The organism is Rhizobium sp. Leaf384 (assembly GCF_001424065.1).
Classification (GTDB): Bacteria; Pseudomonadota; Alphaproteobacteria; order Rhizobiales; family Rhizobiaceae; genus Ferranicluibacter.
Map to the genome: position 1 here is coordinate 122,188 of NZ_LMQE01000009.1, position 26,371 is coordinate 148,558.

A 26,371-nucleotide genomic window follows, 5' to 3' on the forward strand; every position below is an offset into this window, starting at 1 on the left:
TTGCAAAGCTGGCGCGTAAGGCGAAGACGCAGGCTGCCAAGTCCTTACTTTGCCGTAGCCTAACCTGTTCAAACGAAGACGCCGCGACAGACGATCCATCCGTCTGTCGCGGCGTCGTCGTTTGAGCTGACGTCAGCCCATGCCGGGAGCGTTCGCTCCAGATGCGTGCCGTCAATGCCGATCCGCTTGTTCCTCTGACGGCGACCCCTTCCGCAACGACGTCATCTGCGGCAGCCGCCGTCACCGCTTCGCGGAACGACGAGATCTCAGATCGACGAAACGCGCAGTGTCGGGCGTTCAGCATCTACCCAGATAACCTTTGCCAGCGGACGACCGACGTTTCCGCAGGACCGTGCGCAATGTCGTCGCCGGACCGTAAGCGTTCGTTTGAAAGGTCTGCACCTAAAGAAAAACCCCGCCGCGGGGCGACGGGGTTTTTCTGTTTCGAGAGGCCGGGCGTACCGGGCGTTTGGTCTCAGGAGTCGGACCGCAGGTAGTCCATCAGGGTCTTCGGCTTGTTCGATGCGGCCTTGAGGCGCGCCTTTGTCGGCTTCTTCGCGACGTAGCGGGGGGTGTAGACCTTGAAGTCCTGGAGGGCCGTGAAGGTCTTGCCGTAGTTGACCTTGAGGGCCTTTAGTGCCGGACCATTCTTCGAGCGGGCTGCGAGAACGGCGAGACCGACCACGCCGCCTTCGGTCGGCTTCCATTCCACCGAGTTGGCAAACCAGGTCTTCGCGGTGGCCTTGTCGTTGCTTGCAAGGTACTTCCAGCCGATCGCCTGTGCACCGAGCGCGGATTTCTGCGCCGTGACGGTTTCCTGGAACAGGGCGTTCTCGGTGTCGTCCATGGCGATCGTCGGCTTGTTTGCCGTGAGATCGCTGGCGACGATCTCGATGTACTGGCGAGCAATGTCCGGCGACATCTTCATGTAGTGGCGGGCGAGCTTCAAGGCATCGTCCGTCTTGTCCATCTGCCGCAGCGTCAGGATCAGGCCCTCGATGCTCTTCGGATCACGCTTGAACCGGCTGGCCTGCAGGAACCAGCCATTCGCATTCGCCCAGTCCTTCTGCGAGTAGAAGTACCAGCCGACGAGGTTGGCATCCTCGACAGACGCATTGCGCTGGATGAAATCGACGAAGCGGGTGATCTCCTCGTTGGACGGCATTTCAGAGAAATCGCCGTGCTCGATGAACGAGCCGATCTGACGGCGGATGCCGTCGAAGCCGAGATTCTCGAACTCGGGATGGCCGTCCTGCGTCGTCCGGCCAAGGGCGAGGAGCGACGTGAAGCCAACCGGCGGAATGAGGAGCGAGGCCTTTTGAACGGTCGACAGGCGCATGGCCGGATCGTCACAGGTCGTCAGGATATAGCGGTAGACGTCGAATGCGTCAGCATAGCTGCGCAGGCGGGCGAAAGCTTCAGCAACGTTCCACTGAACCTGCATTTCACCACAGACCATCAGCGACGGCATGGCCTGGGCCGTGGAGATCACATCCTTCCAGCGGCTCTGGGCCATGGCGCCGTCGATCAGGCTGCGCGCTTCGCCGAGCTGCAGCTTGGTCAGGAGGTCATCGGACGGCTGCCATTTTGGATTGACGCTCTGTGCGCGTGCGATCCCGGCGCGAACGGCGGCGTAGTTGCCGGTCGCATAGATGTTCCAGAGCGGCTGCTCGTCGAACTGCGAGGCGGGCGTAAACAGGTCCTTCGGGGGTTGCCAGTCGGGGTAGAGATCCTTGAGGCGGCGCAGTTCGGCACCGACGCGCTTCAGGTCGCGCGTCGAGGCGTAGTAGCGAAGCGCCGAGATGTCCACGGACCCGGCGGTGGCCGGCGGTGTCGTGCCGGCTGCAGGTGCCGGAGCGGCCGTGGGAGCGAAGGGATTGACGACCGCAGACGCGGATGCCGGAACAGTGGTCGGGGAGACGCCAGGACGTCCGGCGTCGGCAGGGGCGGCAGACAGGGCGGCCGGAACCACGATGGCGGAGGGCTGTGCTGCGGCCGGGCGTCCCTGGCTGGCGGGCGCCGATGCAGCGTTGCGCAGGAACGGGTTGTCGCCCGGTGCTGCCTGCGGATTGACGGCGACGCGGTCTGCAGCCGGGGCGGTGCCTGCGGCCGGAGCGGCAAAGGCGCTGTTAACGCCGGACACGGCCGGAGAGGAGGCGGCGCCTGCAGGCGACAGCAGCGGATCGAGGGCGTCCAGCTTCGTTGCCGAACCCGGGGTTACACCCTGGGCCGAACCTTGGGGAAGCGGCAGGGCCCACGACATCTCCTGAGCGCGCAGGTCCGAATCGTCATTCCCGAGCGACTTTAGGACCAGTCCCGGATTGATGAGGAGCACGGCGGTTGCGGCAAGCAGCGAGAACTTCAGTTTTGACTTGGCAGACATGATGCATACCTCTCGGAGATGGCGATGATGCTCAGGAGATGGAGCGTGGATGGGTAATAGTCGGTGGGCTCGAAGGGGGGCAGGGTCGAGTCCTGTCCCGCCCTTCCAAGACCGCAGGAAAGAAGCGCGCTGACGGCGCGATAACCGGGGTCGGACATCGCCGTCATCGGGGCGGCGGTTGCCAGATCCATGACATGCATGACGTTGGCACCGGTCTCGTTCCAGCGCTTCTGCACACCCGTCAGAAGCGACAGCGGTGCAGCGCCGGACCAGGCGGTGTAGAGCGGCACCCGCACCGCCTCATAGCCGAAGGTGGCCGCGAAGGCAGGTGCTGGTTGCGGATGCGCGCCTTTCAGCGAAAGCCAGTCGGCCGGCAGGTTGCTGCTGCCGAAACGGCCTTTCTCGAGGAGCGACTTGCCGCTTGCGATCAGGTCGGCGGCCGGGAAGGACGGATCGATCAGCCCCAGTTCCTCGATGGCCGGGAAGATCCAGTACGACAGGTTCACGACGATGCCGGGATGCTCGGCGCTGCCGCCAAATCCCTGTGCCGCGGGAAGAAGCAACGTTCCGTAGGTCGCATCCCTGACCGTTGCCTTCGCCGTCAGGTCCTTGAGGATCCGGCGGGCTTCAGCGGTGTAGGCCGGCTCCTTCCACCGCGTCGCGGCTCGCGACAGGGCCCAGGCGATCAGCAGGTCGCCGTCCGAGGCATTGTTCGTATCGGCGACCGGTGTTGCCGTATCGGGGCTCCACCGCCAGGCCGAAAGAGCGTCCTCGCGAACCTGGAGGTGTTCCTGCGTCCAGGTCCAGAGGGCGTCGAAGGTCTCGCGATCGTCCGATGCGACCGCGATCAGCATGCCGTATCCCTGACCTTCGCTGTGCGACACGTTGCCATTCGACCGGTCGACGACGCGACCATTTTCCACGAAGATGGACTTGTACAGCCACCAGGCGCCGGCAATGTAGTCCACCGGCAGGAAGGTCTCCGCGTTCTTCACGCGGCTGGTCTTGTTCGCCGCCAGGCCGCTTGTCGGCAGCACGGCGGAGAGCAGGACGGTCATGGCTGCCGTAAGGCTCCATGTGACCAGGGCGAGCGGCTTAGCCATGATTGCGGCGTCCGGTCGCGAGAACCAGGTAGGTGCCGATCCCAAGCAGGATGGCGGCCGTAAGCAGGGCGAAGATATAGACGGCCGCATTGTTGGCCAGCCAGCTTGCCGTCACCAGGCGTATGTTGGACAGGCTCAGCGGCTGCGTCCGATAAAGCGTCTGGTTGGTCGCCAGCTGCTGATCGAGCTTGATGCCGGTCTCGGAGAAGGCCTGCACCGAGCCACCGAGCGTGTTCCACACGTTGAGATCCGTCAGTACATCCGTACCGGCGACGATGCCGTTGGCGCTCTTGGAGGCAACCACTGTCCAGAGTCCGCCGTTTCTGCCGGAGTTCTGAGCGATGACGAGGGTGGCTTCCGCCGTTGGAGAAAAGGCTTCCGGCTTGATCTCGTCGCCGAGGATCGCGCGAAGAGGGGCGATGTTGAGCTTGGAGAGCTCGGAGACCGTCTTCTGCCGGATCGCCTTCAGCAAGACGGCCGACTGCTCGATGGGGGCGGCGAGGAAGTTGCTGGCCGTCTGCGAGAGATCCACCGCCGTGCCGACGACGCTTGTCGTCATCTGGCGCTGGACGTCGCTCTGGGGACCGAAGTTCTCGAGAGCGGCAAACTCGTAGGGCGACGCGGCCGAACCCGCCATGTTGCGGATATTGACGAAGTCGAGGTTCATGCGGCTGACCAGTTCGGACGGCAATGTATCGTAGCCGCCGAACGCGATGAGGTTGGCCGTGTCCAGGGTCGGCAGCAGCGAGGTGTACTGCATCGGCTTCACCTGGCCCGAAGAATAGGCCATCTTGGCGACGAAGGTTGCCGCGGCGTCCATGCTCTGTGCGTTGTAGTTCGGGACCAGAAGCGTGGTCGCGGCCCCCTTGTCGCCTTCGAGCGGGGCCGGGAGACCCGAGGTGAGGGCGGCAATGTCGGGATAGCGGCCGACCCGCGCATAATTCGGGATATCCAGGTACGAATTGCCGTCGATCGAAAGGCGGACCGTCGAGGTTGCCTTGTCGACGGACTCGCAAGCCGCATCGAGCTTGGAGGGCAGCCGTGCTTCGACCTCGAGCGTGTTCTGGCCGGGGCGCAACGCGGTGAAGGGAATCGGCAGGCGCTGGTCGCGGATCGCGCCACCCAGCGGAGAGCTGAGCGGGATGTTCGCCACGACCTTGTCATTCGCCTTGACCGTCAGGACGGCATCCGGAGACAGCCCGCCGACATAGAGCGCATTGAGGTGGAAGCTCATGCTCGAATAGGCGCCAGGGTAGAAATCCGACGGCATGGTGAAGTTGACCTTCGACTGGACGAACCGGCCGTCGAAGGGCTTTGCCGTGTAGCCGAGATCCGCCAGGGTCACCTTCTGTCCGGGAACGAGGAGGCGGCCTTTCATGTTCGTCAGAGCGGCCAGTCCTTCCGGCGTGCCGACCGGGCGATCACGGGTCGCCTGCTGCACGAACAGCTGGGTCTTGGCATCGAGATCGGCGGCATCGAGACCGGCAATGATGAGGCGCTTGCGATCCGGCGTCGCACCGGCGGCGACGATGGCCGTCTCGCCGGAGGAGAGTGCCGGGGTGTCGTTGCCGAGCAGGGCCGCGACGTCCTTCACGGCGCCGACATAGATGTCGATACCGGCGCCCGTGCCCGGGGTCGAGCCGAACTCGACCTGGGGATGGTTCAGATTGCCGGCGATGGTCAGCGCCTGCACGACGTTGAGGGCGCGGTCGTAATCCGGCATCTGTGCGCCCTTGGGCAGAATGACGCGCAGGTTGGTGCGGCCTTCCCGGGTTCCGGCGAGCGGCATCAGGTCGATCATCGTGAGGTTGCCGGCCTCGGCCGACGGGAAGACGAAGCCGCTCTGGGCCGGGTCGATCTTGGTCCAGAGTTCGTAGGTCGCCTCGACGCTGCAGTCGACCCGGTGGCGATGGCTGGCGGAAAGGGCAACCGCATTGTAGCCCGGCTGGATGACGCCGGCCGGGATGTCGAACGTGACGCGGCGGGGATCGCCGGCGACGAGGTTGGTGGAGCCGATTTCGTGACCGTTGATCTGGATGGCGAGGTTCGACCGCTCCGGTGCGGCCGAAATGGCGGTCTGCAGCGTGAGCACCAGTTGCGATGCGCTCGACGCCTCGTCGGGACGGGCGAAGAAGGAGAGCCGGCGGCTCGCAAATTCACCGTCGAAGAAGAGATCATAGGAGCTGGCCGCAATCTTGCGCAGTGTGCCGCCGACGTCGGAGAGCTGCGTCGGCGCGGTTTGCGCCGATGCGGTGTTGAAGCGGAACGGGCTTGGAGCTGCCGGCTGTGCCGGCGGGGGTGCCAGCGCTGGAACCAGTGCTGCTGCCGGCGAGGGCGTCAGCGACTGGGCGAGCGCAGTGCTCGAGAGACCGGCCAGGAGAAGGGACGGCAGAAGCGCGAGGGCAAAGGTGGACGACTTGATCATGGTGATATCCTCTGGCTTTCCGGTCACGCGGCTTCGACGACGGGTTGCGGCTTTTCGACGAGCTGACGGCGGCGGCGACTTGTTCTCTCGGCGGTCGATTTGGACGAAAGACCGGCCGTGATGGCGAGGAACGGGCTGAAGATGGCCCAGCGAATGAGCGTCAGCAGGGCGACCGGGTAGGACCGGCGGTTCTGACGACCGTCACGCAGAGCGCGGGGAAGGTCGAGATCGGCAAGCATCAGGCTGGCGATCGCCGGGAAATGGCATGCCTCGGCGTCGAGTTCGACCACAAAGCTGCGGTGATCGCTGCCGGAGGGCTTGCCGATGAAGACGGGAACCGAAGGCAGGATGACGTTGGCAGGGGGATCGATGAGCAGCAGACGGCCGTACTCCCCGGCGCGCAGCGGTGTCGTCGCGTTCTTCTTCAGTTCGACGATCGCCTTTTCCGAGGAGATCTGACGAATGGTGACAGGCACCGTCTGATGACCCACTTCCAGTTCGGCTGCCCGTGCCGAGGGAAGGCTGATGCCGTCGGCGTCGTTCGGCTGTTCGGTGACGATGCCGAGGGCTGCGCCGGCGATGATCAGGTTGAGCAGGTTCCACGCGCCGGTGATGACGATGAGGTCACCGAGGGCCGGCTCCGTCTGATAGCGGTAGATGGCATAGGACAGAACCATTCCGAGGCCGGCGAAGATGGCGAAGAAGGGCCAGGCGAGGTTGGAAAGCTGGCGCTGTGTCAGCGAGACGCCCTTGTCGGTGACGTTGAACGTCGGCTTGCGCGGGTTGAGGAAGACGCTGACGATAGCCCGGACCAGGAAGACCGACTGGACGTATTCGTAGAGTTCGGAAATCCAGGGCCAGCGCATCTTGCCATAAAGGTAGTTGCGCAGGATCTCGGACGCGATGAGGTAGGTGACGGTATAGGCCAGGAAGTCTTCGGCCGATGCGTTGAAGATCTTCAGGTTGAAGAGAATGAACAGGATGGGCGCGACAAGGAACGTGGTGCGCACGAAGGGGAACAGCCAGAAGAAGCAGCTGGACATGTAGCTGAGGCGCTGGGGAAGTGTCAGGCCCTGCTTGAAGAGAGGGTTCTTCAGGAGAAGGATCTGGATCATGCCGCGGCACCAGCGCGAACGCTGTCCGATGAAGCTGGCGAAGGTTTCGGGCTGGAGACCGGTGATGAGGGGCTTGTCGACGTAGACGCTGTTCCAGCCGCGGGAATGCAGCTCGAGCGCGGTTTCGCAGTCCTCGGTGATCGTGATGCCGGAGAAGCCGCCAACCTCGTCCAGGGCTTCGCGACGGAGAACCGCTGCCGAGCCGCAGAAGAAGGAAGCATTCCAGCGATCCAGGCCCTTCTGGATCATGGTGTAGAACATCTCGTTCTCGGCGGGCATGTGCTTGTAGGTGCCGAGATTGCGCTCGACCGGATCCGGGTTGGCGAAGAAGTGTGGTGTCTGGACCAGGAAGAGATCCGGATCGTCGCTGAAATGACCGACGGTTTCGCGCAGGAAGGCGCGCTCGGGGGCATGGTCGGCGTCGAAGACCGCAATAAGGTCACCGGAGGTGCGTTCCATCCCGGCGTTGAGGTTGCCGGCCTTGGCATGCACGTTCTGGGCGCGTGTCAGGTAGTGGACACCGAGATCGAGGCAGAGCGTACGCAGCGCGTTACCGCGGTCGATGGCTGCCTGGGCGATATCCGGATCGGGGCTGTTGCGCTTCTGGTCGGTGCCGCCATCGTCGAGCAGGTACACCGTGAACTTGTCGGACGGGTAGTCCATGCCGGCAGCCGCAGCAAGCGTCAACGAAAGGATTTCGGCGCTCTCGTTGTAAGACGGTACGAACACATCGACAGTCGGCAGTTCGTCATCGGAAAGCTGACGAGCACGGGGGCGTTCGACCGGATCGGCGACAACGAACACGCTGATGAAGAACATGAAAATGCAGAACATCTCGGCGACGTAAAGCAGAATTCCCGGAATGAACGACAGGAGATCGTCGATTGGCGGAAGCGTGCTCGTGGTGCGCCAGTAAGCGTAGCGCAAGACGATGATGCTCGCGGTTGCCAGCGCAATGTAACGCAGCGGACCTGATCTGTTGAAGCGTGTAATAACGAAGAGAAACGCGATCGTAAGAGCAGAAACGAGCAATTGTACATCGGGGCCAACCGGCTGCAATACAAATGCAAATATTGCCGCCGCGGACGTGATCCAAATGAAGAGAGATAATATACGCATGACAATAACATCCTCTGGTTTACAATTTGGTAATTAATTTAAGACCAAAATCGGGTCAATATTTAAAATTTGACTCGAATACGAGGTGCGGTGTTATTTGGTAGGCGCTGCGCTTATTAATTATGCATTTACCATAATTATCGACCGGAACTGGCTCTAAGCGTGTCCCTCAGATTGATTATTTATGATGAGTACTCGTTATGCGGGAACTTGAATGTTAGAGTGCGGTAAACAAGATTGGTTAAAATCCGCGCTTTTGGCGGTCGGAACCGAGGGTTCCGCGCGGTCCGCCAGGAGCTCGCACGAGCCCGCACGGACCGCTCGCAAACGGGCCGGCCTTGCCGGCTGTTCGGGGAAGATCGATGGGGTGACCTGAACGGGTCTTGGGGAGAAACAACCGCTGATCGTGCGAAGGGCCGGCAAAAGCAGGGGCCAGTGGTTCTCGGCCGTGCGGCCCCGGCGACGGGTCCGATCGGCGGATTGGCAGCACCACGTCCTTGCATGTTAAATGCTTGATCGCACGCCATGCGCGACGATCCCGGCGCGCAACCGGGAGACCTGCGGGCGGGCAACGCCCGCCGGCGGTGGGGTACAGCAGTGCGCAGCCTCCGTCACGAGGCCAGGCAAACAGGACTGGCGGCGCGTTCAGAGGCGCAGCGGAGCACAGCCGGTCGGCGCTCCGCCCGGTCGCGCATTCCGTTCAGCCCCACCGGGAGGCTGCGTCTTACGGTTGTCAGCCGTGGGCGATCATGATGTGGCGCACGGCGGTGTAGTCTTCCAGCGCATACACGGAAAGATCCTTGCCGTAACCGGACTGCTTCAAGCCACCATGCGGCATCTCGTTGACGAGCGCGAAATGTGTGTTGATCCAGGTGCAACCATATTGCAGGCGACCCGCTGCCTGCATCGCACGCGAGATATCCTTCGACCAGACGGACGAGGCGAGGCCGTAATCGCTGTCGTTGGCCCAGCGCACGGCTTCCTCAGAGTCCGTAAACCGGGTGATCGAGACGACCGGGCCGAAGACCTCCCGACGGACGATCTCGTCGTCCTGACGGGCACCGGCAATGACCGTCGGCTGGAAGAAGAACCCATCGCCCGGCCCGCGCGCGCCGCCTGTCGTCACCTCCATGTGGCGCGCCTCGTTGGTGCGCTCGACGAAGCTCGAGACGCGGTCGCGCTGGCGGGCGGAGATCAGCGGGCCGATCTCGTTCTCCGCATCGTTCTCAGAACCGAAGACGATGCTGGAAACGGCAGAGGTGAGATCGGCGACCAGCTTCTCGTAGATCCCGTCCTGCGCGTAGATGCGGCAGGCGGCGGTGCAGTCCTGCCCGGCATTGTAGAAGCCGAAGGTCCGGATGCCGGCGACGACGGCGTCGAGATCCGCGTCGTCGTAGACGATCACGGGCGCCTTGCCGCCAAGTTCCAGATGCGTTCTCTTGACCGTCTTTGCAGCTGCGGTCAGCACCTTCTTGCCGGTCGCAATATCGCCAGTAATCGACACCATCGCGATCTTCGGATGATTGATCAGCGCATTGCCGACAGTGTCTCCGCGGCCGAGAATGATGTTGACGACGCCCTCCGGCAGGATATCGGCGAGAAGCCGCGCCATTTTCAACGCCGTCAGCGGCGTCTGTTCGGACGGCTTGAACACGACGGTGTTGCCGCCCGCAAGTGCCGGGGCAAGCTTCCAGGCCATCATCATCAAAGGGTAGTTCCAGGGCGCGATAGAGCCGACGATGCCGATGGCATCACGCCGGATCATCGAGGTGTGGCCCGGCAGATACTCTCCGGCGACAGGGCCATTCAGCATCCGGATGGCGCCCGCAAAGAACCGCCAGCAATCGACGATCGCGGGGATTTCATCGTTGCGCACGGCGTGGAGCGGCTTGCCGCAGTTTAGGGCCTCGAGGCTCGCAAAGCCGTCGGCATCCCGTTCAATCGCATCCGCAATGCGCAGCAGGTAGGTCGATCGCTCGGCGGGTGTCGTGCGCGACCACGTGACGAACGCGCGCTCGGCGGCGTCGACGGCCGCATCGATCTGCGCGTGTGACGCCTCCGCGAGCGACAGGATCCGGCTACCGGTCTTCGGGTTCAGAATCTGCTCTTCCACCTCGGTGCCCGGCTCGAAGCGCGCGCCGATCAAAAGGTCCGTATCCATGGTCGATCTCCTGTTCAGGTTCCGGTCATTTGCCCGCGCCGGCGATCTGGTCGCCATCGCGGGTGAGAAAATAGGCAGCGAGGATCGGCAGGAGCGTCACGAGCACCACGACCATGGCGACCACGTTGGTCACGGGGCGCTGCCGCGGACGGATCAACTCTTCCAGCATCCAGATCGGCAACGTCGATTGCTGGCCGGCTGTGAACGTGGTGACGATCACCTCGTCGAAAGACAGTGCGAAGGCCAGCATGCCGCCGGCGAGGAGCGCCGTCGCAATGTTCGGCAGAACGACGTAGCGAAACGTCTGGAAGCCATCCGCGCCGAGGTCCATCGACGCTTCCACGAGGGAGCCCGACAGGCGGCGGAAGCGCGCTACCGCATTGTTGTAGACGACGACGATGCAGAAGGTGGCGTGGCCGAGCACGATGGTGAAAAAGGAAAACGGTATATCCGCCATCGAGAACGCCGACCGCAACGCGATGCCGGTGATGATGCCGGGCAGGGCGATCGGCAGGATGACGAGCAGCGACACGGCTTCGCGGCCGAAAAAGGCCGCGCGGGAGACCGCGGCCGCGCACAGCGTGCCGAGGACCAGCGCGATGGCGGTGGCGAGGCTCGCCACTTTCACCGACAGCGTCAGCGCCGCCCACACATCCGGCCGGTTCCAGGTGACGGCAAACCATTCGAGCGTCAGCCCCGGCGGCGGAAAGCGATAGCTCTTTTCTTCCGTGGTGAAGGCGTAGAGAAAGATGAGCAGGATCGGCAGGTGCAGGAAAAGGAGGCCGAGGCAGGCGGAGATCTTCAGGGGCAGCGGGGCCCGATCGAGACGGTCAGAGCGCATCGAAAGCTCCCATGCGGCGGGCCGCCCAGAGGTAGACGCCCATGATGACGATCGGCACGACCGTGAAGGCCGCCGCAAGCGGCAGATTGCCTGCCGTGCCCTGCTGCGCATAGACCGCCTGGCCGATGAAGAGCCGGGAGGAGCCGATGATCTGAGGAATGATGTAGTCTCCGAGTGTCAGCGAGAAGGTGAAGATCGAGCCTGCAACGATGCCTGGCAGGGCGAGCGGCAGCAGCACGTGGCGAAAGGTCTGGCCGGGGCGGGCGCCGAGATCGGCCGAGGCTTCCACGAGGCTGCCCGACACGCGCTCGAGGGACGCCTGTATCGGCAGGATCATGAAGGGCAGCCAGACATAGACGAAGACGAGGAAGGTGCCGGTGTAGCTCACCGACAGCGAGTTTCCGCCGATGATGGGGATCGAGAGCCAGGCTTCGAGGAGCCAGAGCAGGTGCAGCTTGGCAAACAGCCAGGTAAGGATGCCCTCTTTCGCAAGGATCAGCTTCCACGCGTAGATCTTCACGAGATAGCTCGACCAGAGGGGCAGCATGACCCCAAGGTAGAATACGGCCTTCCAAACGCCTTTGGCATACCGCGCGGCATAGAAGGCGACGGGAAAGGCGATCACGATCGACGCCACCGTCACGCTGGCTGCCATCGTCACGGTGCGCAGGATGATGTCGAAATTGGCGTCCGAGAAGAGCTGCCGGTAGGTGGCAAGCGTGGGCTCATAGGTGACGAGCCCAGAGAAATCGTCGATCGCGAAAAAGCTCTGGGCGAGAAAGACCGCGAGCGAACCGAGATAGACCACGCCCAGCCAGAGGAGCGGAAGGCAGAGAAGCAGGGCGAGAAAGAGTTTCGGGTTCCGCCAGAGCATATCCGACAGGCTGCCGCGATCGCGTGGACCCGGCGTCGCCATCAAGCGTGTCCTCTGGCCCTCTGACGCCATGATCATCCGGCGTCCTCCATCACATGCAGATCGTGTCTGCCGAAGGCGAGGGTCACGCTCTCGCCCATGGCCGGGATCGGCGCGCCGCCTGCGAGCAAAGCCACGATGCGCTCACCACCGCAATCGAGCGTCACGCGGTTGACCGGGCCGAGAAAGCTTGTGGCGATCGGAATGCCGGTCAGGCCGAGCTGACCGTCGGTCGGTCGCCCGATCACGATCGACTCCGGTCGCAAACTGGCGGCCGGGGCGTCGACGCCCAGCCGCTGGCACTGGACGCGCGACAGCACATTGGAAGAACCGACGAAATCGGCGACAAAACGCGTCTTCGGGCGACGATAGATGTCTTCCGGGGTCCCCACCTGACGCACCTTGCCTTCGTGGAACACGGCCACCCGGTCGGCCATCGCCAGCGCTTCGCCCTGGTCATGGGTCACGAAGATGAAGGTGAGGCCGAGCGCTTTTTGGAGGCTTTTCAATTCCTCCTGCATCTGTTCGCGCAGCTTGAGATCGAGCGCGCCCAGGGGTTCGTCGAGCAGGAGCACGCGCGGTCGGTTGACCAGCGCACGCGCGAGCGCCACGCGCTGGCGCTGGCCGCCCGACAACTGGCCCGGCTTGCGCGCGCCGTAGCCGGGCAGGGCGACCATCGCCAAAGCCTCTTCCGCCGCCCGGCGTCGCTCGATCCTGCCCACGCCTTTGACCATCAGTCCGTAGGCAACGTTGTCGAGGATCGAGAGATGCGGGAAGAGCGCGTAGTCCTGGAACACCGTGTTGACGTTGCGCCGGTAGGGCGGCAGGCCTTCCGCTGTCTCGCCAAAGATCTCGATGTGCCCCGCGGTGGGTTGCTCGAAACCGGCGACAAGCCGCAGGCACGTCGTCTTTCCGGATCCGGATGGGCCGAGCATCGCGAAGAACTCGCCTTCCGCCACGGCCAGATCGACGCCATCGACGGCGCGGACATTGCCGAAATGGCGTGAGACGTTTTCAAAGAGGATGGCGTTCATGGGATATCCTGTTGAAGCCAAGACAAGACAATCACGCGGAGGCGCACCGGCCGTCGCGTCGCATCATGCTGCCGCCGCGCGTCTCACCTCCCCCGGCGGGAGGTGAGGTGGGCCAGAGAGTTGCCGCAGGTGAGGCGGCGCCCGCGACCTATCGGCCGCCGATGACGCCGATATAGTCGGAAACCCAGCGATGATAGGGCACGCACTCGCTCTGGCTGGCGCATTTGGCGACCGGCGTCTTCCAGAACTTCACCTTGTCGAAGTTGTCGTAGCCATTCGTCTTGCAGCCTTCGTCCGTCAGCAGGGCATTGCCCTTGCAGGCGGCTCCGACCGAGGGGTTCGCGCCGAACCAGGCGGAAACATCGCCCTGGACCTTTGGCGAGAGCGAGTGCTCCATCCACATATAGGCGCAGTTCGGATGGGCGCTTTCGGACGAGAGCATCGTGGTGTCGGCCCAGCCGGTCGTGCCCTCTTCGGGGAATACGGCAGCGATCGGCTGCTTCTCGGCCGTCAGCAGGTTGACCTGGAACGGCCACGAGCCGGAGGCGACGACGCCTTCATTCTTGAAATCGTCGATCTGGATCATCGCATCGTGCCAGTAACGACCGACCAGCGTGCGCTGGACGCGCAGGATATCGAGAGCCGCCTTGTACTGCTCCTCGTTCAGTTCGTAGGGATCCTTGATGCCGAGTTCCGGCTTGTGCGCCATCAGGTAATTGGCGGCATCCGCCACATGGATCGGCCCGTCATAGGCCTGTACGCGGCCCTTGTTGGACTTGCCGTCCGGCAGGGTCATTTCCTCGAAGACCACCTTCCAGCTCTTCGGCGCCTCACCCTTGAAAGCATCCGTGTTGTACATGAGCACGTTCGGCCCCCAGACATAGGGCGTGCCGTAGTGAACGCCCTTGACGGTGAACCAGTGGGCATCCTGCATGCGCGCGTCCAGCGTCTTCCAGCTCGGGATCAGATCCGTGTTGATCGGCTGTACGCGCTTGCCGGCGACAAGCCGCAGCGACGCGTCGCCCGATGCCGTGACAAGGTCGAAGCCGCCTTCATTCATGAGCGCGACCATCTCGTCGGACGTCGCGGCGGTCTTCACGGACACCTTGCAGCCGCTCGATTTCTCGAAATCCGTCACCCAGTCGTAAGCCTTGTCCGTCTCGCCACGCTCAATGTACCCGGCCCAGGCGACAATCGACAATTCGCCTTCCCCGGCGCCGAGCGCTTTCAAGGGTTCTTGTGCAAGGGCGGATGTGGCGAAGGCGAGGGTGACGGCGAGGGTGGTGCAGGACTTCAGGATGTTGATCATCTGTGGTCTCCCGGTTCGGCCGATCTTCGGCGCATGTGTTCCCGGAGCGAAAGGTGCCGCGCTTCTGCCGCATTCGCAAATTTATTAAACAGATAATCGGTATCGGTTTTTCCGAAACCTAGCCGCGTCCGCGAGCACTGCGCAGTGTTTCGACAATCCCGATGAAATCGCGTGCCGACTGCGGGAGGCTGGAGCCTTTTCGCCAGACCATGCCGACCTGCACGACAGGCAGGGCGCCGGAAACGTCCCGGCTTTCGATCCGGTCTCCTTCGAGCGACCAGGGGCGGTAGACGAGGTCGGGCAGAAGGGCAATGCCCGCGCCGGTGGCGACGAGACTGCGCACGGCTTCGACCGAGCGTGTGCGGAATGCGACGTGCGGCCGCGCACCGAGGGCGGTGAGCAGCTTGCCCGTGTTTTCCTCAATTTCGTCGACGGTGAGCATAATCAGCGGTTCCTGCGCGACATCGGAGATGGAGATGATATCGGCGGAAACGAGCCGATGGCCGAGCGGCAGCCAAAGCCTGTAGGGTGAGGTCTCGATGATCTCGGCCTGAAGCGCCATGCGGTCGCGCAGGTTGGAGATGACCATGACGGCAACGTCGAGTTCGCCGCCGACCAGAAGATGTTCGAGATAGGATCCATTGTCCTCGATGGCACTGACGTCGACCGCCGGAAAGGCCCGTCGATAGCGCGCCAGAAGATCCGACAGCACGTAGCCCGCCACCAGCGAGGTCACGCCCAGATTGAGCTTTCCGCTCGCGATCTCGGGAACCTGACTGAAGCTGCGGCGAGCATCCTGGACGCCGGCGAGAATCTTCGTGGCGTGGCGCAGAAACTGGTGGCCGTTATGGGTCACGTGCAGGCCGCGCGGATGCCGGTCGAAGAGGGCAACGCCGAGATCGCTCTCCAGCTCCTTGATGGCCTCCGTGATGGAGGATTGCGAGATCGACAGGTTTTGGGCCGCCCGGGTGACGGAACCCTGTTCGGCAACGGCGACGAAGAACTGAAGCTGTCGGAGCGTGAAGGCCATCTCGTGTTTATCGGGATGTCATCGCGGAATGGCAAGCCCGGTAAGATCGGGGCAGATCTATCGCCGCGGACGGCCGACCTCAGGGCACGGGCGCTTGTTTCGCAAGGAGGTCTGTCAGCGTGACGGGTCGGAGCGCGCGCGCGTCCACGCCGACGTCGAACTGCCGGGGCATGGGCTTCAGGCGCCCGTGCGAGTGGCCGTGGAGATCGATCGACTTCTTGCCCATCTTGTTCCAGGTGCGAAACGCATAGTGGCAGAGCACGAGATGATGACCATCGAGGATCATTTCAGCGTAGCTCTGGACGCTTGACCAACCCTTGGCGGATATCGTGGTATCCGGATCATTGTTGCCGATGACCAGATGTTTGCGGCCGTTCAGCGCGGCGAGCAGCTGCTCGCAGTCGCCTCCTTTCGCAATGACGTCGCCCAGGTGCCAGACCTCGTCGTCGTCTCCCACGACAGAATTCCAGGTCGCGATCAGCGCGGCGTCGTGGTCCGCCATGGTCGAGAAAGGCCGGCGGTCGATGCGCAGCACGCGCGGGTCGCCAAAATGCGTGTCGCTGGTAAAGTAGATCATCGGGGGAATCTGGCGCCGACCCGGCCGAGATCAAGCCTCGCACGCCGGGCGTTCCCGACAGCATAGGTCCAAGACGACATGGCCGCTTGACGTTCGCTCTTCATGCCACAGCTTTCGATCCATGAAGGAACCACGCTACACGAAAGCCCATCTGCCGCAAAAGATCTGCGCTGCTTGCGGACGGCCGTTCTCCTGGCGGAAAAAGTGGGCGCGCGACTGGGACAACGTCAAGACGTGCTCGGAACGCTGCAAAGGCACGTTGCGGCGCAAGGCTGCGACGGCCGCTCCCGACCGCTGACGGCTCAGATCGAAAATACTTACGTTCGCCGACCCTGACCTTTTGCAATCCTGCGTTCGTATTAGCGGCATCTTTAGGTTTTGTCGCCAAGCTGACGATCCCTGCAGCCAATGTCGAGACAAGACCGGATCCACAGCGTGATGTCTGCCGAGAGCAAGCGATCTGACGTCGCTCCGGATGCGAAGGCTCCGACGAGGGAGACCTTGGACGAGGCGTGGCAGATGGGATGCTCGGGACGGTCGACCCCGGCGCTCGAGATGGCATTGGCTGTCCATCAGGCATCGGGGCACCCCGACGATTCACATGTGCGGGCTCGCAGCGCACAGGATATCGCATGGTACTGCTTCCAGCTTGGCAAATCCGAGATGGGGTTGGACTACGCCAACGAGGCTGTCGTCATCTGGCGTCACCTCGCCGAGCCTGCCTGTGAAGCTCAGGCCCTCAGCATTCAGGCGTGGCTGCACATGGAGCTCGGCCAACTGGAAGAGGCCGTCGCGCTGGCGGCGGAGGCGCTGGATCTTGCCGACCAGTGCGGAGATCTGCGATCGCGGTCGCTCGCGATCAACGTCACGGGCGTGATTTTCTGGATGTCGCGTCAGCCGCCTTTGGCCATCGATTATTGCGGCCGGGCGGTGGCGCTGGCACGCGAAGCCGCCGACCGGAATTTCGAGTGCTGGTGGCTCATCAATCTTGGGGGATCGCAGGCGGAAGCCGCCTACATGGCGCAGGAAAGCGGAGACCGAGCGGGGTTCGAAACGTCCATCGCATCGGCGATCGAGGTGACCCGGCGGGCGGTCGGCCTTGCCCGCGCGCTCGACGATGCATGGGCGGAGCGTCTCTGCCTTGCCAATCTTGCCGAGTATTACAATGCGGCCGAAGACTTCGTCAGCGCCGAGCAGTTTCTGGCGCACTATCGCGGCATTGCGAACGAAGACGATATGCGCGGCGAGGGGCAGTACCTCGATATTCTCGGCCGGACGCTGATCTCGCTGCGGCGGCCCGAGGAGGCGCTGGTGCCCCTTCAGCGTGCGCATCTGCTTGCCACGCGGAGCGGCAATGTCGAAACGCTGATGTTCGCCTGCCTCTACCTGTCCAGGGCGCACGAGCATCTCGGCGCCTTCGAGCCGGCGCTCGATTTTCACAAACGCTATCACAGTCTCCATCAGCAGTTTACGGCCGAACGGACCCAGCGCAACGCGCGGCTCGCCGATATCCGCTACGAGACGAAGAAGTTGCGCATGCTGCTCGACACGGAGGCAGGTCGGGCCGCCGAGATCGCCCGATCGTTTGCAGCGCTGCAACAGCAAACGACCATGCTGACCGAGGCGGCAAACACGGACCCTCTGACCGGCCTCGGCAACCGCCGGCGGCTGGAGGCCGCGATGGACGCGATTGACGCGTCCGGCGAGGGCTACATGCTGGCCGTGCTCGACGTCGATCACTTCAAGGCGATCAACGACCAGTTTTCCCACCTCGTCGGCGATCGGGTACTGATTGCGCTCGGCGCCTTGATCAAGGGCACGTTGCGGTCGCCCGATCTTGCCGTTCGCTTCGGCGGCGAGGAATTCGTCGTGCTGATGGCCGGCGTGACGCTCGCGCAGGCCAGGAAGGCGTGCGAACGCATCCGCCTGACGATCGCCCGCCATGACTGGTCGTCGGTTGCAGCCGGACTTTCGGTCACCGTCAGCATCGGGGTCGCCCTATCGTCGGAGGGCGGCGTCTCGCACGAGATTCTCGAGATCGCCGACCGCAACCTCTACCGTGCCAAGCAGGCCGGCCGGAATAGGGTCATGGCCACCGCGCGGACCGGTGGATCGTCCGACCACTGACGTTCGAACGTGGGCGGGCACCCGATGTGGACACGCCATGCAGCCGGACTATCTCGGCCGCCCCCGCGTCTATACAGTCTCCTTCAACGATTTGGTGCCGCCGGGGGCCTTGGCCCGGGTTCAGGCACGACAAAGCAGGAATGACGATATGGTGACGATGGACGAAGCCTTGGATCGAGCTGGAACAGGACGGTTTCAGCGCAGGCTGCTCGGCGTGTTCGGCCTCGTCTGGACTGCCGACGCCATGCAGGTGCTGGCGGTCGGCTTCACCGCAGCGTCGATCGCCGCCACCTTTCAACTGACCGTGCCGCAGGCGTTGCAGACGGGAACCCTGTTCTTCCTCGGCATGCTGATCGGCGCCGTCGTTTTCGGCCGTCTCGCGGACCGCTGGGGCCGTCGGCGCGTGCTTCTGCTGACCGTTGCCTGCGACGCCGTCTTCGGGACGCTTTCCATCTTCGCGCCGGATTTCACGAGCCTGCTCGTCTTGCGCTTCCTGACGGGCGTTGCTGTCGGTGGAACCCTTCCCGTCGACTACGCCATGATGGCGGAATTCCTGCCGGCGAAAAACCGGGGTCGCTGGCTCGTCATGCTGGAGGGGTTCTGGGCCTTGGGCACGCTGCTGATCGCCCTTGCCGCCTGGGCTGCCAGCCTTGCCGGCGTGGCCGATGCGTGGCGCTACATCTTCGCGGTAACGGCGCTCCCGGCCATCATCGGCGTGGGCCTGCGGCTTTTCGTTCCGGAGTCCCCGTTCTATCTTCTGCGCGCGGGACATGGCGAGGAAGCCAAGGCCATCGTCAACCGCATGCTGGCCCTGCATGGAAAGCCGATCCTGTCCGCAGACGAGCGTCTGGTGGCCGCGCCCACGACGGTGTCCGGAGGCGTGTTTTCGCCCGAACTGCGCCGTCGCAGCCTGCTCATTCTCGCCGTCTGGTTCCTGGTCTCCGTCTCCTATTACGGCATCTTCACCTGGATGCCGGCGCGGCTTGCCAGCGAAGGCTTCGGCTTTGTGCGCGGCTACGGTTTCCTGGTGTTTGTCGCCTTGGCGCAGATCCCCGGCTATGCGCTTGCCGCCTTCGGCGTCGAGCGCTGGGGCCGACGCCCGACGCTGATCGGCTTCTGCCTTCTGTCGGCCCTCGGATGCCTGCTCTTCGTTCTGTCTCCCGACGATCTGCTGATCGGTGCCTCACTGCTTGTCATGAGCTTTGCGCTGCTGGGAACATGGGGCGCCCTGTATGCCTTCACGCCGGAACTGTATCCCACGGCATCGCGCGCGACCGGCATGGGGGCGGCAGGCGCGGTGGCGCGGCTCGGCGGTCTCGTTGCTCCGACCCTGATGACGGTGGTGGTGACGTTCGGGGTCGGGGTTGCCGTCGGCCTGTTTGCCGCGCTTCTCGTCTGCGCAGCGTTTGCGGCCCGCCTGATCGACGCGGAGACCCGTCAGGCGTCGCTCGGCTGACGGTGTATGAATGCCGGGGCAGGCCGTTCATAATCTGCCCGCCCCGTCATGGTGCCGTAACAATCAGCTTTTCGGCTTCTCGTGGTGGCCGCCGAAGGCAAAGCGCATGGCGGAGAGCAGCTTGTCGCCGAATTCGGCTTCGCCCTGCGAGGTGAACCGTTGGTAGAGCGCAGACGAGAGCACCGGCACCGGAACACCCGTGTCGATCGCCGCCTTGACCGTCCAGCGCCCCTCGCCGGAATCCGACACCCGGCCGCTGAAGCCGGCGAGATCGGGATCCGCCTTCAACGCGCCGGCCGTCAGGTCGAGCAGCCAGGAGCTGACGACGCTTCCGTGACGCCAGACTTCGGCGATGGCCGCGAGGTCGAGGTCGAACTGATAATACTTCGGCTGCTGCAACGGGCTTGTTTCCGCGTCTGCCGCGCGGTCGGCTTTGCCGGCATTGGCGGATTTCAGAAGGTTCATCCCTTCCGCATAGGCTGCCATCATGCCGTACTCGATGCCGTTATGGACCATCTTGACGAAATGGCCGGAACCGCTCGGGCCGCAATGAAGGTAGCCGCGATCCGCGGTCTTCATGTTTTCGCTGACCTCGCTCGCATCGACATCGCCGCCGGGCGAGAGTGTCGAAAAGATCGGATCGAGATGCCGGACGGCGTCGTCCGGTCCTCCGATCATCAGGCAGTAGCCGCGATCGAGACCCCAGACGCCCCCGCTCGTCCCGACATCGACATAGTTGAGCGAACGGGCAGACAGGCGCTCCGCGCGATCGACGTCGTCATGGTAGAACGAGTTGCCGCCGTCGATGATGATATCGCCGGGCACCATATGGGTGGCGACGCGCTCGAGGTTCTCGTCCGTGATCGCCGCCGGCAGCATCAGCCACACCGCGGCCGGCTTGGCGAGCTTCGACACCAGCTCTTCGACCGAGGCGGCCCCGACGGCGCCTTCGGCAACGAGCGCTGCGACGCTTGCCGGGTTGATGTCATAGACGACGCATTCATGGCCCCCGCGCAGCAGGCGGCGCACCATGTTGGCGCCCATCCTGCCCAGTCCCATCATTCCGATCTGCATTGGTTTGAAACCTTCTTGCTTCTGTCGCCGGTTGCTGGCGGCAAGCCCTATGTAGGCCGTTTCCCGCGCAAGTGAACACCCCTCCCGGTCCGGCCCGCTCTCGCGTCCGGCCAGGGATACTCCATGCTGTCAGGCACCCCGGTCGCGCGTGGCAGCCGGGGACGCGTCGGACCGCTCGTCGGCCGGTCCCTTGTGTCGCGTGAGGTTGAGGGCGGTGTTGATGATGCCGATATGGCTGAAAGCCTGCGGAAAGTTGCCGAGCATCCGCTTCTCCACCGGGTCGTATTCCTCGGAGAGAAGGCCGACATCGTTGGAGAGCGCCAGCAGACGCTCGAACAAGGTGCGCGCATCGTCCCGCCGGCCGATGAGGTTGAGCGCATCGGCAAGCCAGAACGAGCAGGCGAGAAAGACGCCTTCGTCGGACGGCAGTCCGTCGTCGGTGTCGCCTGTGCGGTATCGAAGGACGAAACCCTCGTGGGTAAGGTGCCGCTCGATGGCCTCAACGGTCCCGACATAGCGCGGATCGTCGGGAGGCAGGAAACCGACCATGCCGATCTGCAGGACGCTCGCATCGAGTGCCGTCGATCCGTAGGCCTGCACGAAGCTGTTGAGAGTGGGGTCGAAGGCTTTCGCGCAGACCTCGGCATGGATCTCGTCCGCCACCTTCCGCCATCTGCGGGCGGTTTCCTGATCGCCCATCTCGTCGGCCATCAGCGCCACGCGAATGAAGGCGACCCAGGCCATGACCTTCGAATAGGTGAAATGTTGCCGAGCGCCGCGCACTTCCCAGATGCCCTCGTCCGGATCTCGCCAGACGCGCTCGAGAAAGGGCATGAGGACACGGCCGATCTCCTGGCCACGCGGGTGCGGCGGAAGGCCGCCCTTCGCAGCCTGCATCAGCGCATCCGCAACCTCCCCGTAGACATCCAGTTGGAACTGCTCTGAGGCAGCATTGCCGATCCGCACCGGCTTGGATCCCTCATATCCGGGAAGCCAGTCGGCGTCCCATTCCCGCAGATTGCGCTCTCCTGCGACGCCGTACATGATCTGCATCTGCTCGGGCGCGCCGGCGACGGCCCGAAGGAGCCAACTGCGCCAGGCGCTGGCTTCCTCGTAGTAACCGAGCTTCATCAGTGCGAGGAGCGTCAGCGTGGCGTCCCGCAGCCAGCAATACCGGTAGTCCCAATTGCGCGTTCCGCCCAGTTTTTCCGGCAGCGACGTGGTGACGGCGGCAACGATTCCGCCGGTCGGCATGTAGGTGAGGGCTTTGAGCGTGATCAGCGATCGCTTGACAGGTCCCGTCCAGCCATCGACATCGGGGCACCGTTCCGTGAATTCGCGCCAGAAGCGCTCCGTTTCCTGAAGAGCGGTTTCCGGATCGACCCGTTTCGGACGTGGCAGGTAGGACGCGCAGGACGTCAGCACAAAGGTCAGCCGCTCCCTCTTCCGGACAGTGAAGCTGGAGGTCACACGACGGTCATCGCCTGTCAGTGGAACGTCCGAATGAAGGATCAGCATGTCCGGGCCGGCGATCGCCGTGACCACACCGTCCTCTTCGAACGTCATCCACGGCACGGTCTGCCCATAATCGAAGCGGGCCATGAACTCGAAATCGAAGGCGAGCGTGCCCTCGAGCCCTTCGACGATACGGATGATATTGCTCGCGCCATCGCGAAGCGGCATGAAATCGCGAAGGACGGCGACGCCGGATGCCGCTCTAAAGGTCGTTTCGAGAATCAGCGTATCGTCGCGGTAGGCGCGCTGCGAACCGATGACCGCACCGCTAGGCGCAATCTTCCATCGGCCATTTGTCTCGTCTCCGAGAAGAGCTGCCAGGCAGGCCTGCGAATCGAACCGGGGAAGGCAAAGCCAGTCGATCGAGCCGTCTCGCCCCACGAGCGCGGCGGTCTCGCAATCGCCGATAAGGGCGTAGTCCTCGATCCGTGTCGACATTCGGGTGTCCTTGGCCATTCCACGCGCGTCCGGCCAAGCTTTCGGCCGGCCGGGCCGTGTCAGCGCTAAACCATTGGCGCGGAATGGTCGAGTGCAGGCTCTGTGGCTTTCGGTTCGGCGTGCCCGAACCGCGTCCGGGGGCTTACGCCTCAGGCCTCCCGACCGGTCGCCCCTCCGTCTGCCACAGCCGGTGCACCGCATTCCAATCAGGCAGCGTCTCCGACGTGAAGCCGAGGGTCTTGCCGGTCGCAATCGAATCGAATGCCTTCATGGCCTGAAGATGCGCCCCGGCTACCAGATAGCGGCGCATCGCAGCTTCGTCGGTCCAGACCGTTCGCGTGTGATGGACGCCCTTGATGATGCGGGCGTCCGCCGCAAGATTGCCGGGCGCTTTGCGCGCCTGCATCATCGACCGGATGGCATGCCACCAGAACCGCGGCTGATGCCGCCAACCTTTCAGCTGGAGGCCGGTGATCGAGACGTAGACAGGCTGCGCGGTCATGATCTTCCCTTACGCCTCGAATGTTGCAGGACAATAACTCCAGGGAATATGAGGCCCGGGGCACACGAGCCCCGGGCGGGCTTCTCGGCTCGCACCTAGCGCACCTGCGGTGAGGTGTCAGTAGTTGCCACCGTCGCCACCATCCGGCTGGTGGGCCGGAAGGACCGGTTCGGGCTCGACCGTCGGCTGAAGATGCCGCAGCATGTCGGCCGCATGGCGAAGCTCGCGCTGCAATTGGTCCGGGGCCAGACGCTCTGCGTCGACGGCGGTGCGCTCCAACGCCATGGCTGCGTCGTTGTCGCTGATACCTTGCTGCAGCTGGAGATCCTTGATGTGCCGGACAGCCGTGTCGATCAATCGACGCGCCTCCTGAGGCTCCAGACTTTCTGCATCGTTCGACGCCGTCACCAGCGCCACGATCAATGCATTTACGCTCTCCATCCTGATCCTTTCCGGTCCCTGAACCCGCTTCCCGCGTTGCGATTGACCTTTCCGGACGACGTTGCCGAACCTAATGGGCGATGTCGCTCAGTTCTTGCGGCAACGACAGGCGTCATAACCTCCGGCGAAAAGCCGTCCGGCCTGCATGCCGATCCGCAGCGGCACGTCCCGGATATGGGCAACCTCAAGCGCGTTGGCCATGGCGATCGATGCTTCCGCGCAGATCGCCGCGTCCTCGGCGGCGTTGTGATGCCGGAAGGCCAGGCCCAGATGGCTTGCCAGGATGTTCAGGCGGTGGGAGCCGAGATGCGGCCAGACCTTCTGCGCCATCTTGACCGAGCAGAGATAGGAGAGGTCGGGATAGCTCGTCCGATAGAGATCCAGACAAGCGCGCCAGACGCTGAAGTCGAAGGCGGCATTGTGCGCGATCATCGTCGCGCCCCGGATATCGTCGGCAAACTCGTCCATCACCTCGGGAAATGCGCCGGCGTCCTCCACATGCTCCGGCCGGATGCCGTGGATGGCCACGTTGAAGGCGGAAAAGCGCATATCCAGCGGGCGGATCAGTCGTTCCTCGACCCGAACGACCCGACCATCCTCGATCCAGGCAAGTCCGACCGAGCAGGCGCTGCCGCGCTGCTCGTTGGCGGTTTCGAAATCGATGGCGATCGTCTTCACGTCCGGTACCCGTCTGCCGTTTCGCGCCACGCATAGGGGTTGGTGCGCGATTTGCAAAGGGGGAGGGGTAGGGCGAGCGCCTTCGACGTGCTCCGAGCTCTCATCACATGTCGCAGCGAGCCGACCGGGCCAGCAGGCGACGGGCCGCTCTTCCGCGCGCTCGATCAAGCCCTATCTATCCGCTTCAAATCCACCGAAAGGAACCGGAGCGCCATGAAGCCCTATGTCATTTGCCTGATGATCACCTCACCGGATGGCAGCCTCCACCCCAGCCGGTGGACGAAAAGCCCGGACGGAGAGCGGTCCGACTGGTCGGCGCTTTACGACAAGATCCACGCCCAGCATGCCGCAACGGCATGGATGGTGGGACGGGTAACCATGGCGGAGATGTCGAAGGCGCAGGCGCATCCGCCGACCGGCGCTATCGCTGCAAAACGTCCGCACCATTTCGCCCGACCCGGCGCCTCCTCCTTTGCCATTGCGCTCGATCCGGGTGGCAAGCTGCATTTTGCCGGTGACGAACTTTTTGGCGATCATGTCGTGGTGCTTCTTGGTCCTGACGTTCCGGAGTCGCATCTTGCCGAGCTCGCGGCCGACGGTGTCTCCTACGTCGTCTCGGAGACGCGGGAGATGGACCTCGGTGCGATGCTTGCACTGCTGGAACGGGAACTCGGCATCACCCGGATCCTGCTGGAAGGCGGGGCAAGCGTGAACGGTTCGATGCTGGCAGCGGGTCTGGTGGACGAGCTCAGCCTCGTCATTGCGCCGGCGCTCGAAGCTCGCGTCGACAGCGACAGGGTCATCGTGTTCGGCAAGGACGGACTTGCCGGCAAGGTCGAGCTGTCCCTGATGTCCTGCGACGTCCTCGATCATGGCGCTCTTCATGTCCGCTATGCCGTGAAGGCGCCGCGCGCGGAAGGATAGGACGAGTAATCCCCGATGATCGACGAGCCGCAGCAAACCGCGCCAGAAGAGAGCGAAACATCACCGGCACCTGTCGATGACGACTTGCCCGGCGGCGTGGTTTCCTTTCCCTATGACCGCATGACGGTGGACCAGTTCCGACATCGCTTTCCACGAGCCCGCTGGCGCTATGATATTAAGGCGTGGTGGGTCCCGGGGAAGACGGCGTCCCGTCGGATAGGCCGATGGCTGGCGGAACTGGAGGCGGAAGCGGATGCGCATGCCGACGCGCGCGGGCGCGATGCGTTCGACTTCGACCCGATTGTCAGCCCCTATCTCGACATCGGACGCGCCGGCTTCCAGATCCGCACGCCTTACTCGAGGACCGTGGTCGAGGAGCTGCGCGACATCCGCTTTTCCAGATGGGACGGTGATCTGCGTCTTTGGCATGTCCCGTTTCGCTCGTTTGAGGAGCTTCGCAGCCACTGGCCGGCCATCGAGGCGGCCGCGCGCCGGAGTGAGCCGGCGGAGCGCGCTCGGCGGGCCGAGGAACGCAAGGGCACGGAGGACGAGCTGAAGTCGAAAATGCGCTCGGCCGAGCGTCGCAAGCGCCGATACCCCCTGCCGGCCGACGACCTGCCACCGCTCGGCATGCCGGTGGCAATTTCCTACGGGATCGTCGTTTTCACGGATATCACTGGCGAAGTCGTCGATCCGGATCTCGTGACGGATTTCTATCCCGGCGCGTCCCAGGACGATGTTTGGGGTCTCTGGCGCGCGCCGATGCTCGATGAGCTCCTCTCGACGTGGCCGGCGAAGGCCGCTCCGGAGACCCGGCGCTGTTGGTGGCTGCCGACAATCGAGGAACTGCGGCCGGCACGCCGCGCCGCACGCGCTCGCGAGAGCACCGATACGGTGCGCAAGCGATGAAAGAGGACGATACCGCTTGGGATCTTGCAGCCGGGTTCGAAGAGGCTCTGGCACGCTTGCCGAGCGGCTATCTCGATGGCTGCTATGACGGAGAGCCTTGGAACGCAACCCTTCGCCGATCGGCCGATGGTCGGCGTGTGTGGCTGTTCGCAAGGGCGCTGAAACAGACGGATATCGTCAGCTTCAACCTCTATCGCACGCGCCGTGGCGGCACGCTCCTCAAGCCCTGCGAAATGTCATCGGCCAAGGTGGTCGCGTTCGTGATCGGTTTCAAGCCGTCGGTAAAATGCTGATTGT

General features: G+C 63.7%; 22 protein-coding genes. 6 read left to right on the top strand and 16 right to left on the bottom strand.

Going from position 1 to position 26,371, the window contains the following annotated elements:
• Window positions 1–475: 475 nt before the first annotated feature.
• The 11 genes from ASG25_RS19950 to ASG25_RS20000 form a co-directional block, all read right to left on the bottom strand.
• Entirely contained in the window at window positions 476–2,383 is a 1,908-nt protein-coding gene (locus tag ASG25_RS19950; protein ID WP_062478426.1) for a hypothetical protein, read from the bottom strand.
• On the bottom strand, window positions 2,362–3,486 hold the full coding sequence (locus tag ASG25_RS19955) for a glycosyl hydrolase family 8 (protein ID WP_162242210.1): 1,125 nt from the start codon (window positions 3,484–3,486) through the stop codon (window positions 2,362–2,364). Before ASG25_RS19955 ends, ASG25_RS19950 begins: the two co-directional genes overlap by 22 nt.
• On the bottom strand, window positions 3,479–5,911 hold the full coding sequence (locus ASG25_RS19960) for a cellulose biosynthesis cyclic di-GMP-binding regulatory protein BcsB (RefSeq protein WP_062478432.1): 2,433 nt from the start codon (window positions 5,909–5,911) through the stop codon (window positions 3,479–3,481). The genes ASG25_RS19955 and ASG25_RS19960 overlap by 8 nt, the downstream gene beginning before the upstream one ends.
• 23 nt (window positions 5,912–5,934) lie before the next feature.
• Window positions 5,935–8,145 (bottom strand): UDP-forming cellulose synthase catalytic subunit, encoded by a 2,211-nt coding sequence (bcsA, locus tag ASG25_RS19965; RefSeq protein WP_082475713.1) that lies wholly within the window; start codon window positions 8,143–8,145, stop codon window positions 5,935–5,937.
• 733 nt (window positions 8,146–8,878) lie between these two features.
• Window positions 8,879–10,306, bottom strand: a complete 1,428-nt coding sequence (locus ASG25_RS19970) for a gamma-aminobutyraldehyde dehydrogenase (protein WP_062478439.1) — start codon at window positions 10,304–10,306, stop codon at window positions 8,879–8,881.
• Window positions 10,307–10,331: 25 nt separating this feature from the next.
• On the bottom strand, window positions 10,332–11,147 hold the full coding sequence (locus ASG25_RS19975; protein ID WP_062478442.1) for an ABC transporter permease: 816 nt from the start codon (window positions 11,145–11,147) through the stop codon (window positions 10,332–10,334).
• Entirely contained in the window at window positions 11,137–12,063 is a 927-nt protein-coding gene (locus tag ASG25_RS19980) for an ABC transporter permease (protein ID WP_156379880.1), read from the bottom strand. Before ASG25_RS19980 ends, ASG25_RS19975 begins: the two co-directional genes overlap by 11 nt.
• A gap of 32 nt (window positions 12,064–12,095) precedes the next feature.
• On the bottom strand, window positions 12,096–13,094 hold the full coding sequence (locus ASG25_RS19985) for an ABC transporter ATP-binding protein (RefSeq protein ID WP_062478445.1): 999 nt from the start codon (window positions 13,092–13,094) through the stop codon (window positions 12,096–12,098).
• Between the two features lie 148 nt (window positions 13,095–13,242).
• Entirely contained in the window at window positions 13,243–14,403 is a 1,161-nt protein-coding gene (locus ASG25_RS19990) for an ABC transporter substrate-binding protein (RefSeq protein ID WP_062478448.1), read from the bottom strand.
• A gap of 118 nt (window positions 14,404–14,521) precedes the next feature.
• Complete coding sequence (locus ASG25_RS19995; RefSeq protein WP_062478451.1) at window positions 14,522–15,433, bottom strand: LysR substrate-binding domain-containing protein; 912 nt, start codon at window positions 15,431–15,433, stop codon at window positions 14,522–14,524.
• Between the two features lie 79 nt (window positions 15,434–15,512).
• Window positions 15,513–16,010 (bottom strand): metallophosphoesterase family protein, encoded by a 498-nt coding sequence (locus ASG25_RS20000; protein ID WP_062478454.1) that lies wholly within the window; start codon window positions 16,008–16,010, stop codon window positions 15,513–15,515.
• Between the two features lie 121 nt (window positions 16,011–16,131).
• On the opposite strand from ASG25_RS20000, the gene ASG25_RS22370 reads away from it, so the two are divergent.
• The 3 genes from ASG25_RS22370 (at window position 16,132) to ASG25_RS20010 (ending at window position 19,593) form a co-directional block, all read left to right on the top strand.
• Entirely contained in the window at window positions 16,132–16,308 is a 177-nt protein-coding gene (locus ASG25_RS22370) for a DUF2256 domain-containing protein (protein WP_082480403.1), read from the top strand.
• Between the two features lie 305 nt (window positions 16,309–16,613).
• Window positions 16,614–18,137 (top strand): GGDEF domain-containing protein, encoded by a 1,524-nt coding sequence (locus ASG25_RS20005; protein ID WP_244479455.1) that lies wholly within the window; start codon window positions 16,614–16,616, stop codon window positions 18,135–18,137.
• A 148-nt stretch (window positions 18,138–18,285) separates the two neighbouring features.
• A complete protein-coding gene (locus tag ASG25_RS20010; protein ID WP_062478879.1) occupies window positions 18,286–19,593 on the top strand; it encodes an MFS transporter in 1,308 nt (435 codons plus the stop codon).
• A gap of 63 nt (window positions 19,594–19,656) precedes the next feature.
• Here ASG25_RS20010 and gnd read toward each other — a convergent pair whose 3' ends face one another.
• From gnd to ASG25_RS20035, 5 genes are all read right to left on the bottom strand, one after another.
• On the bottom strand, window positions 19,657–20,667 hold the full coding sequence (gene gnd, locus ASG25_RS20015) for a phosphogluconate dehydrogenase (NAD(+)-dependent, decarboxylating) (protein ID WP_062478460.1): 1,011 nt from the start codon (window positions 20,665–20,667) through the stop codon (window positions 19,657–19,659).
• Between the two features lie 129 nt (window positions 20,668–20,796).
• Entirely contained in the window at window positions 20,797–22,620 is a 1,824-nt protein-coding gene (locus ASG25_RS20020) for a glycoside hydrolase family 15 protein (RefSeq protein ID WP_062478463.1), read from the bottom strand.
• Window positions 22,621–22,762: 142 nt separating this feature from the next.
• Window positions 22,763–23,122, bottom strand: coding sequence for a hypothetical protein (locus ASG25_RS20025; protein ID WP_062478466.1), 360 nt, complete (start codon window positions 23,120–23,122; stop codon window positions 22,763–22,765).
• A gap of 117 nt (window positions 23,123–23,239) precedes the next feature.
• Complete coding sequence (locus ASG25_RS20030; RefSeq protein ID WP_062478469.1) at window positions 23,240–23,563, bottom strand: hypothetical protein; 324 nt, start codon at window positions 23,561–23,563, stop codon at window positions 23,240–23,242.
• An 87-nt stretch (window positions 23,564–23,650) separates the two neighbouring features.
• Entirely contained in the window at window positions 23,651–24,241 is a 591-nt protein-coding gene (locus ASG25_RS20035; protein WP_062478472.1) for a 3'-5' exonuclease, read from the bottom strand.
• Between the two features lie 213 nt (window positions 24,242–24,454).
• On the opposite strand from ASG25_RS20035, the gene ASG25_RS20040 reads away from it, so the two are divergent.
• From ASG25_RS20040 to ASG25_RS20050, 3 genes are read left to right on the top strand one after another with little or no spacing between them, the layout of a single operon-like run.
• Entirely contained in the window at window positions 24,455–25,165 is a 711-nt protein-coding gene (locus tag ASG25_RS20040; protein ID WP_062478475.1) for a dihydrofolate reductase family protein, read from the top strand.
• A gap of 15 nt (window positions 25,166–25,180) precedes the next feature.
• Complete coding sequence (locus ASG25_RS20045; RefSeq protein ID WP_062478478.1) at window positions 25,181–26,074, top strand: hypothetical protein; 894 nt, start codon at window positions 25,181–25,183, stop codon at window positions 26,072–26,074.
• Window positions 26,071–26,367 carry a hypothetical protein gene (locus ASG25_RS20050; protein ID WP_062478481.1) on the top strand — a complete coding sequence of 99 codons (297 nt, stop codon included), beginning with the start codon at window positions 26,071–26,073 and terminating at the stop codon, window positions 26,365–26,367. Before ASG25_RS20045 ends, ASG25_RS20050 begins: the two co-directional genes overlap by 4 nt.
• Window positions 26,368–26,371: the final 4 nt, after the last annotated feature.